The sequence below is a fragment of the Ruminococcus difficilis genome (assembly GCF_016680995.1).
In genome coordinates this window covers 43310-50194 of the sequence record NZ_JAEQMG010000068.1, presented here as the reverse complement: position 1 = coordinate 50194, position 6885 = coordinate 43310, and the positions used below count along the sequence as shown (strand labels likewise).

8 protein-coding genes are annotated in these 6885 nt (G+C 54.2%); 3 read left to right on the top strand and 5 right to left on the bottom strand.

The annotated features are described in order from the left end of the window. The 3 genes from JKK62_RS08105 to JKK62_RS08095 all read right to left on the bottom strand — a co-directional run. Positions 1-212 (bottom strand): AzlC family ABC transporter permease (locus JKK62_RS08105; RefSeq protein ID WP_201427498.1); only part of this gene is annotated, 212 nt, incomplete at its 3' end. 39 nt (positions 213-251) lie between these two features. Then, positions 252-956 carry a Crp/Fnr family transcriptional regulator gene (locus JKK62_RS08100; RefSeq protein ID WP_201427497.1) on the bottom strand — a complete coding sequence of 235 codons (705 nt, stop codon included), beginning with the start codon at positions 954-956 and terminating at the stop codon, positions 252-254. 174 nt (positions 957-1130) lie between these two features. Further along, positions 1131-1901 carry a 3'-5' exonuclease gene (locus JKK62_RS08095; protein WP_201427496.1) on the bottom strand — a complete coding sequence of 257 codons (771 nt, stop codon included), beginning with the start codon at positions 1899-1901 and terminating at the stop codon, positions 1131-1133. Between the two features lie 496 nt (positions 1902-2397). On the opposite strand from JKK62_RS08095, the gene JKK62_RS08090 reads away from it, so the two are divergent. Continuing rightward, positions 2398-3813, top strand: coding sequence for a L,D-transpeptidase family protein (locus JKK62_RS08090; RefSeq protein WP_243411792.1), 1416 nt, complete (start codon positions 2398-2400; stop codon positions 3811-3813). Here JKK62_RS08090 and JKK62_RS08085 read toward each other — a convergent pair. Further along, positions 3784-4242: a hypothetical protein gene (locus JKK62_RS08085; RefSeq protein WP_201427495.1), complete on the bottom strand. Its 459-nt coding sequence runs from the start codon at positions 4240-4242 to the stop codon at positions 3784-3786. The two genes, JKK62_RS08090 and JKK62_RS08085, sit on opposite strands and share 30 nt — an antisense overlap. A gap of 292 nt (positions 4243-4534) precedes the next feature. Between JKK62_RS08085 and JKK62_RS08080 the strand changes: the two genes are divergently transcribed. Together JKK62_RS08080 and JKK62_RS08075 are read left to right on the top strand one after the other, a co-directional pair. Continuing rightward, positions 4535-5266 (top strand): lysophospholipid acyltransferase family protein, encoded by a 732-nt coding sequence (locus JKK62_RS08080; protein WP_201427494.1) that lies wholly within the window; start codon positions 4535-4537, stop codon positions 5264-5266. Positions 5267-5277: 11 nt separating this feature from the next. Beyond that, positions 5278-6138 (top strand): diacylglycerol/lipid kinase family protein, encoded by an 861-nt coding sequence (locus JKK62_RS08075; protein ID WP_201427493.1) that lies wholly within the window; start codon positions 5278-5280, stop codon positions 6136-6138. A gap of 34 nt (positions 6139-6172) precedes the next feature. Here the strand turns inward: JKK62_RS08075 and JKK62_RS08070 are convergent, their stop codons facing one another. Continuing rightward, positions 6173-6877, bottom strand: coding sequence for a 5'-methylthioadenosine/adenosylhomocysteine nucleosidase (locus JKK62_RS08070; protein WP_201427492.1), 705 nt, complete (start codon positions 6875-6877; stop codon positions 6173-6175). Positions 6878-6885 lie beyond the last annotated feature (8 nt).

Here is a 6885-nt window from a genome sequence, read left to right as displayed (position 1 = left end):
GCGGTGGTGAGTATCGTCGCGCCGCCCGCGAGAAAGTCGACGCCCGCGTACTGACCCGAGCCCGCGAACATGGTTATGCTCATGAGTATCGCCCACCAGAAGCTGTAGCCCTTGCTCTCAAGGAGCACGCCGAAGCCGAATCCCAGAGCGAGGTAGCCCGCGAGTATCGGCAGGCTGTCGCGAAATGCGCGTTTAAAAGTCCGTTTTGTCATAAATCTTCCTTCTGTAATCCGTATCCCAAATTTTTCATATCAATATTTAAACAGCCGCGTGCTGAGTATCCGGAAGCGGCTGCGGTTGAAGTCGATAACTCCCTCTTTTTTGAGCTCGCCGAGAGTCCGCGAGAGCGACGCTCTGTCGACCGCGAGGTAATCCGCAAGCTCCTCGCGCGAGAACGGCACAGTGAATTCGTAGCACCGCACTCGTTCGGCGTAGTAATACAAAAAGCGCATGACCTTGTCCCTGACGGTGCGCTTTGAGAGGCAGGCGAGGTGCTGGGTCATCTCGTAGTAGAGGTTCTTCTGACCCGCGATGAGGTTGACGAGGATCTTGTGCTGAACCTGAACGTCGCCGAGCTCCTGAACGCGGATAGAGTCGGGCGTGAACATTATCATCTCGGCGTCCGACGACGCGACGAACTCAACAAGCGAGTTCTGGTAGTCGAGCATCGAGCAGAGAAGTCCGCTTGTTTCGCCGTCCCCGAGCGAGCGCAGAAGCGTGCGCGTGCCGTCGTAGCCCACGCTGTAGATGTGGGTCACGCCCGTGATAACAAGCCCTATCATGTGGGAGAACTCGCGGTCAAGGCGAATTCGCTGACCTTCGTAAAGCTCGACGTAGACAGGGTTTGCGTGGACGATGAAGGAGCGGATTTCGTCGCGGTTCATGCCGCGGAAAAGCACCTTGGACTGTAATATTTCAATGTGTTCCTCGCGGAAATGGTCGAGATATCTTTCCATATAATTTCACCTTAATGATTATAGCATATATTTTTGCAAATGCAACAGATATGCAACAAAAAAGCAACGTTACTTATCACGGGAACACTTCCCGCGAAAATGCAACGCTGCCTGAATATTTAACCTATAGTACGCGAGGAGCCCGCGGGCGCTTGCCCGCTGTCAAACCTCTTTTTATTGCTTGTTCCTGCGCCAGATGAAGCCGCTGTAGGGCTTGTCGCGTTCCATTGCGAGCGAGATCTTGTTGCTGATGTTCTGCTTCTCCCTGACGGTGAGCTTCTTCTTGAGCTGCGTCTGAGAGAGCCACTCGGCAGCCTTGCCGCAAGAGGCAAAGGTGATCTCGAACTCGTCGCGGAGAGCCACTACGCTGCGCTTGCCGGTATGGACGATATCCGCCGGGGAGGGAAGCTCCTCCTCAAACGGGCACTTGTCGATGACCTCGCTGCGCGACCTGAAAAATACCTCGCGCAGATATACCGCGTCGTCGAGGGAGTTGTGCCGCTGCACGATCTCCTCGCCGCGGTAGTAGGACACAGCCTTCGCAAGTCCGATGGAACGCTTCATCTTGAAATGCCGTCTGAGCTCGACCGAAAAGTCGACTATGTTGGCGATGATCAGGCTCAGAGCCGTCTGGGCGCTGAAATCCGTGACCGTAACGACCGTGTTGAGCGCAAACCGCCTGTCACAGTCGCCGTAGCAATAGAACTTCAACGCCTCGCTTTTGTCGAGCCAGTCGTAGAAACGGGCGAAAACCTCGTCCGCCTCGGGCGCAGAGAGAACCTCCTCGCGCGTTATGCCCGTCAGCTTGGTGATGAAGTCAGTCACCTTTTTCGGTTTTTTAGGGCGCACCAGAGAGTAGAAGCTCCGTCCGCTCTCGTCAACACAGCCCACCGAGATTATCTCCTCGGCAAACTGCGACGCCTCAAAATCGATGAAATACCTCATAGTCGTCCCTTTTTTTAAGCGTTCCTTATAGATAGAAAAACAGCACCGCCGCGTTTGCTTATAGAAGACATTCTGTGTTTTATTCTTCACGCGGCAATGCTGCAAGTTTTGAACATCAGGTTCTGCCATCCTTTAGTTCATTACAATTATATCATCTTTTTCAATATAATACAAGTTAATTCGGAAAACAATGTTGCTATTTTCCGGTGCCTCTTCTGTCATTTTTTGTAACAAGATATAATACGCGCTGATTTTCATGGCTTTTTTCGGTCATTTCAGTGCAGTTTCTGCCCCGGAAATATCATATTGTCAAAAATACCCCCAAAAATCCCCCGACGCATTGGCAGTTCATATAAAAAGCGGCTTTTCGCCGCAAAAAATTCTCTCAGGGAATTGACAGACCGCGGCAAAATAATATATAATAATCTAAATATCGATAACAGCCTATCTGAAAACCAAAACTTTGTATAATTTACGAGAGAGAGATGGAAGGTATATGAAAAAATCAAGAATTGCCCTTTCGGTGATCCTTGGCTCCGTGGTTCTGGTTTCCGCTGTCGCGGTAAGCATCTTCGTCGTCGCGAACGACACCGCCGCGTCGTCCCCGGCTCAGACCGCCGACGTCGCAAAAATGTCGCCCGCCTCGCTCAACGAAAATGCCGCGCTTCCCGTTCAGTCGCGCGGTGTGATCGACACAATCAAAAAAACCAGCTATGAGCCCGACCGCATTGACCTTTCCTGGGACGCTGCCGACGACGCCGACGGATACTCTGTCTATATCTGCGACAGGGACAGCTCCGAGGACTACGTCAAGGCAAAGGACGTCACCGAGCCAGAGGTTTCTATCGGTGAGCTCAAGAGCGGCACCCAGTACTGGATCAAGATCGTTCCCTACACCGTGATCGACGGCGAAACGAGAGAATATCCCGAGTCCGTCAAGAAAACCGCCACCCAGGCAGGCGAGGTTTCGAACCTCCACGCCCTGCACAGCTCCGACGAGATGGAGATCGGCTGGGACAAGTCCGACACCGCCGACAGCTACCGCGTTTACCGCTCCGTCGAGGACGGCAAGTACACGCTCGTCGCTGAGATAAACGACGCCGACAAGACCACCTTCGCCGACGACGACGTCAAGGAAGGCGTTCTCTACACCTACAAGGTCTGCGCGAACCGCACTCTGTACAACGGCGTCAACTACCCCTCAGAGGGCAGGACGATCCAGCTCGTCTGCGGCATGAGCGCGCCTACCGACCTCATCGCGACAAGCGAGGCGTCGAGAGTTCACCTGAGCTGGAACTACAACACCTACGCTACAGGCTACAACATCTATGTCGCTCACGGCGACAGCGACCTCGAGTACCTCGACGCGACCGAGAGGAACTACTTCATCACCGACAAGCTAACCGCAGGCGACACCTACACCTTCCGCGTTGAGCCGTACTATGTGCTCGGCAATAACAAGGAAGCCCGCGGCACATACACCACCTGCGAGATCGAGGTTTCCAAGGCGGAGGGCAAGAATAACGCCGCCACCGCCGCGGGAAGCGGTACGTATATTGAGATCAGCATTTCGCAGCAGCACCTCTGGTACTACGAGAACAACGAGCTGTATCTCGACACCGACGTTGTTACAGGCAACAACGACGGCGAGTGCAACACTCCCACAGGCCGCTACAGCATCAGCTCACGCGCTGTCAACACCACCCTCACAGGCCCCGGATATTCGTCCTTCGTCAACTTCTGGCTGGGCTTCAACGGCGGTATCGGAATCCACGACGCGAGCTGGCGCTCGTCCTTCGGCGGCACTATCTACAACGGCAACGGCTCTCACGGCTGCGTCAACACGCCTTATGACAAGGTAAAGATCCTCTATGAGCGCACCTCATACGGCACGCCCGTAATCGTATATTAAAAGCAAAAACGCACGCTGAACGCGTGCGTTTTTCTTATTCTCATACAGCAGCTTATCCGCCCTCGAGATCGCCTCGTGAACGGCGCTGAGGTCTGCGGCTGTCAGTCTGACAAAGCCGTAGGCAAAGCTCAGCTCGGGTCTGCCCTTGTCGGTCGAGTATTCCCTAAGGCAGATATCCGCGCCCACATAGGACGGTATCATGCGGCTGAGCGAATGCCTGTTATAAAGATGGGTAAGGCTGTCGTGGTTGGCTATATCCTCGAGCGCGCCGTTGAGCTCCTCGACGCGGAGCTTCTGATTAAGGCTGTTGACCCCGACGCGGTAGCGCACGATCGAGCTGCCGACGAGTATCAGGATAAAGAGCGTGTAGTTGATCGGCTGGATCTTGCCGGGCTTGAGCCAGTACAGCAACGGTTCTTTGAGCTTCATGCAAATTACTATTATTTTGTTTTAAAAAATTTATGGAGCAATTGTGCTGATTGGTACATTGCTCACTGTTATTTTAACACTATTTGAGGGTGTTTTCAACATCTGCGGCGCAAGTCTTTTCACGATTCCGAAATTTCATAAAAAAAGTACAAATGCCCGCGGCAACGCCTTTTGTTTTTGTCGTTATTCCGTATTTTTCCGCACTCAAAAAACGTATTTATTTGTGGAAATCGTTGACGTTCGGTCGATTTTTGTATATAATTATAGTATCTTATTATAAGGAATGTAAATTATGGGAACCGTTATTTTTTGGATCATTTTCTGGATAGTTATCGCTGTGCTCGCGTTCTGTCCGCTTTATTTCATCTTTCTCTTCATCGTCGGGCTATTCGTCGACATGAATAAGGAGTACGAGCACGACAGCAAATTCTTCCGCTTCCTGCTGACGAACTCCACCGCCGTCGCGGCAAAGCTCATTCGTATCCGCGTCAAGGTCACGGGCAGAGAGCTTCTGCCGAAGGATACAAGGTACCTGCTCGTGTGCAACCACCGCTCGAAGTTCGACCCGATACTGACATGGTACGCCTTCGGAAAGGAACAGCTCTCGTTCATCTCGAAGCCCGAGAACTTCAAGGTGCCGGTCTACGGAAGGATTATCCACCGCTGCCTGTTCATGGCGATCGACCGCGAGAATCCGCGCAACGCCATGAAAACCGTCAACCGCGCCGCCGATCTGCTCAAGCGCGGCGAGGTCAACGTCGCCGTTTATCCCGAGGGCAGGCGAAACTACGACGAGGGTCTGCTGCCCTTCCACGGAGCGATGTTCAAGATCGCCCAGAAGGCGAACGTCCCGATCGTGGTCATGACCGCGAAGGGCACGTATGAGATCCAGAAGAACTTTCCTCTCCACCGCAGCCATGTCGAGCTCGACGTTCTCGGGGTGCTGTCTGCCGAGGAGATAAAGGGTATGAAAACGACCGCAATCGGCGAGAGGGTCGCCGGGATCATGAATAAAAATCTGTGAGGCGAACAATTATGAAAACCTACGTTATCTACAACAAAAAGTCCAACAACGATCAGGGCGCCAAGGGCGCGTTCAGGATCAAGGAGATCTGGACGCAGAAGGAGCTTGTTTACAAGGAGGTCAATGAGTTCGACACCTATCAGGAGCTGTTCGACAGCATCTCGCCCGACGACGAGGTCGTTGTCTGCGGCGGCGACGGCACGCTGAATTTCCTCGTCAACGAAATCGACTGCGACTCCATCGAGAACCGCGTCTACTATTACCCCACGGGCAGCGGCAACGACTTCTGGACCGACATCGGCAAGAGCGCCGAGGACGGCCCCGCGCTGATCAACGATTACCTCGTCAGGCTGCCGTCCGTCATCGTCAACGGCATGACAAAGAAATTCATCAACGGCATCGGCTACGGAATCGACGGCTACTGCTGCGAAGAAGGCGACCGTCAGCGCACAAAGGCGGGCGACAAGCCGATCAACTACACCTCCATCGCGATCAAGGGACTGCTCTTCCACTACAAGCCCACCCGCGCGACGATCACCGTCAACGGCGAGACCCATGTTTTTGACAAGGCGTGGCTCGCTCCCACGATGAACGGCAGGTTCTACGGCGGCGGCATGATGGCGACTCCCGACCAGGACCGACTCAACACGCAGAGAACAGTCACTACTATGGTTATGTACGGCAAGGGCAAAATAGGAACGCTCGCCGCCTTTCCGTCAATCTTCAAGGGCGAGCACGTCAACAAGACAAAAATCGTCAAGACCTTCGTCAGCAACCGCGTCAAGGTAGCGTTCGACAGACCCGTCGCGCTCCAGATCGACGGCGAAACCGTCCTCAACGTCAGAGAGTACGAGGTCATCACGGCGGAATAAAATAAAAATCCCTTCCTCGGCGGAAGGGATTTTTTTATTCGGCAGTTTGCAGCAGGAACTTGTCCAGCACCTTGACCGTCTTGTCGGCGGCGAGGCGGCAGAACTTCACGAAGTCCATGCCCTTGTTCTCGTCGAGGTCGTCCGAGATCGCCCTGAGTATCGCGAACGGAACCCCGAAGCAGCGGCAGACGTGTCCGATAGCCGCGCCTTCCATCTCACACGCGACCGCGCCGAAGCGGTCGTTGAGCAGAAGGCGTTTCTTTCTGTCCGAAATGAATACGTCGCCGCTCGCGATTATGCCCTGAGCGACGCGAGTGCCGGGCAGCTCCTTACAGATCACCGCGAGCCTTGTCGCGGCTGCCTTGTCGCAGTCAAAATACGTGCACATTCCCTGACCGGGGAGGTTGACCTCGCCCTGCTTGTAGCCGAGGGCGGTGCCGTTCATGTCGTGCTCGACCGCCTTGCTGCCGACAACAAGGTCGCCTACGCTGACGATCGGCGAGAGCGCGCCCGCGACGCCGCTGTTGATGATCAGGCTCGGGCTGTATTCGCGGATAAGCGTCGCCGTACACATCGCGGCGTTGACCTTGCCCTCGCCGCATACGACGACAACGAACTCTCTGCCGTGCAGAGCGGCGGTATAGAACTTCATTCCGCCGATGATTTCTTCTTTTACGTTCTCCGAGAGCGCGACGATTCCGTCTGCCTCGAGCTGCATTGCGCAGATAATACCAATCATTTCCTACT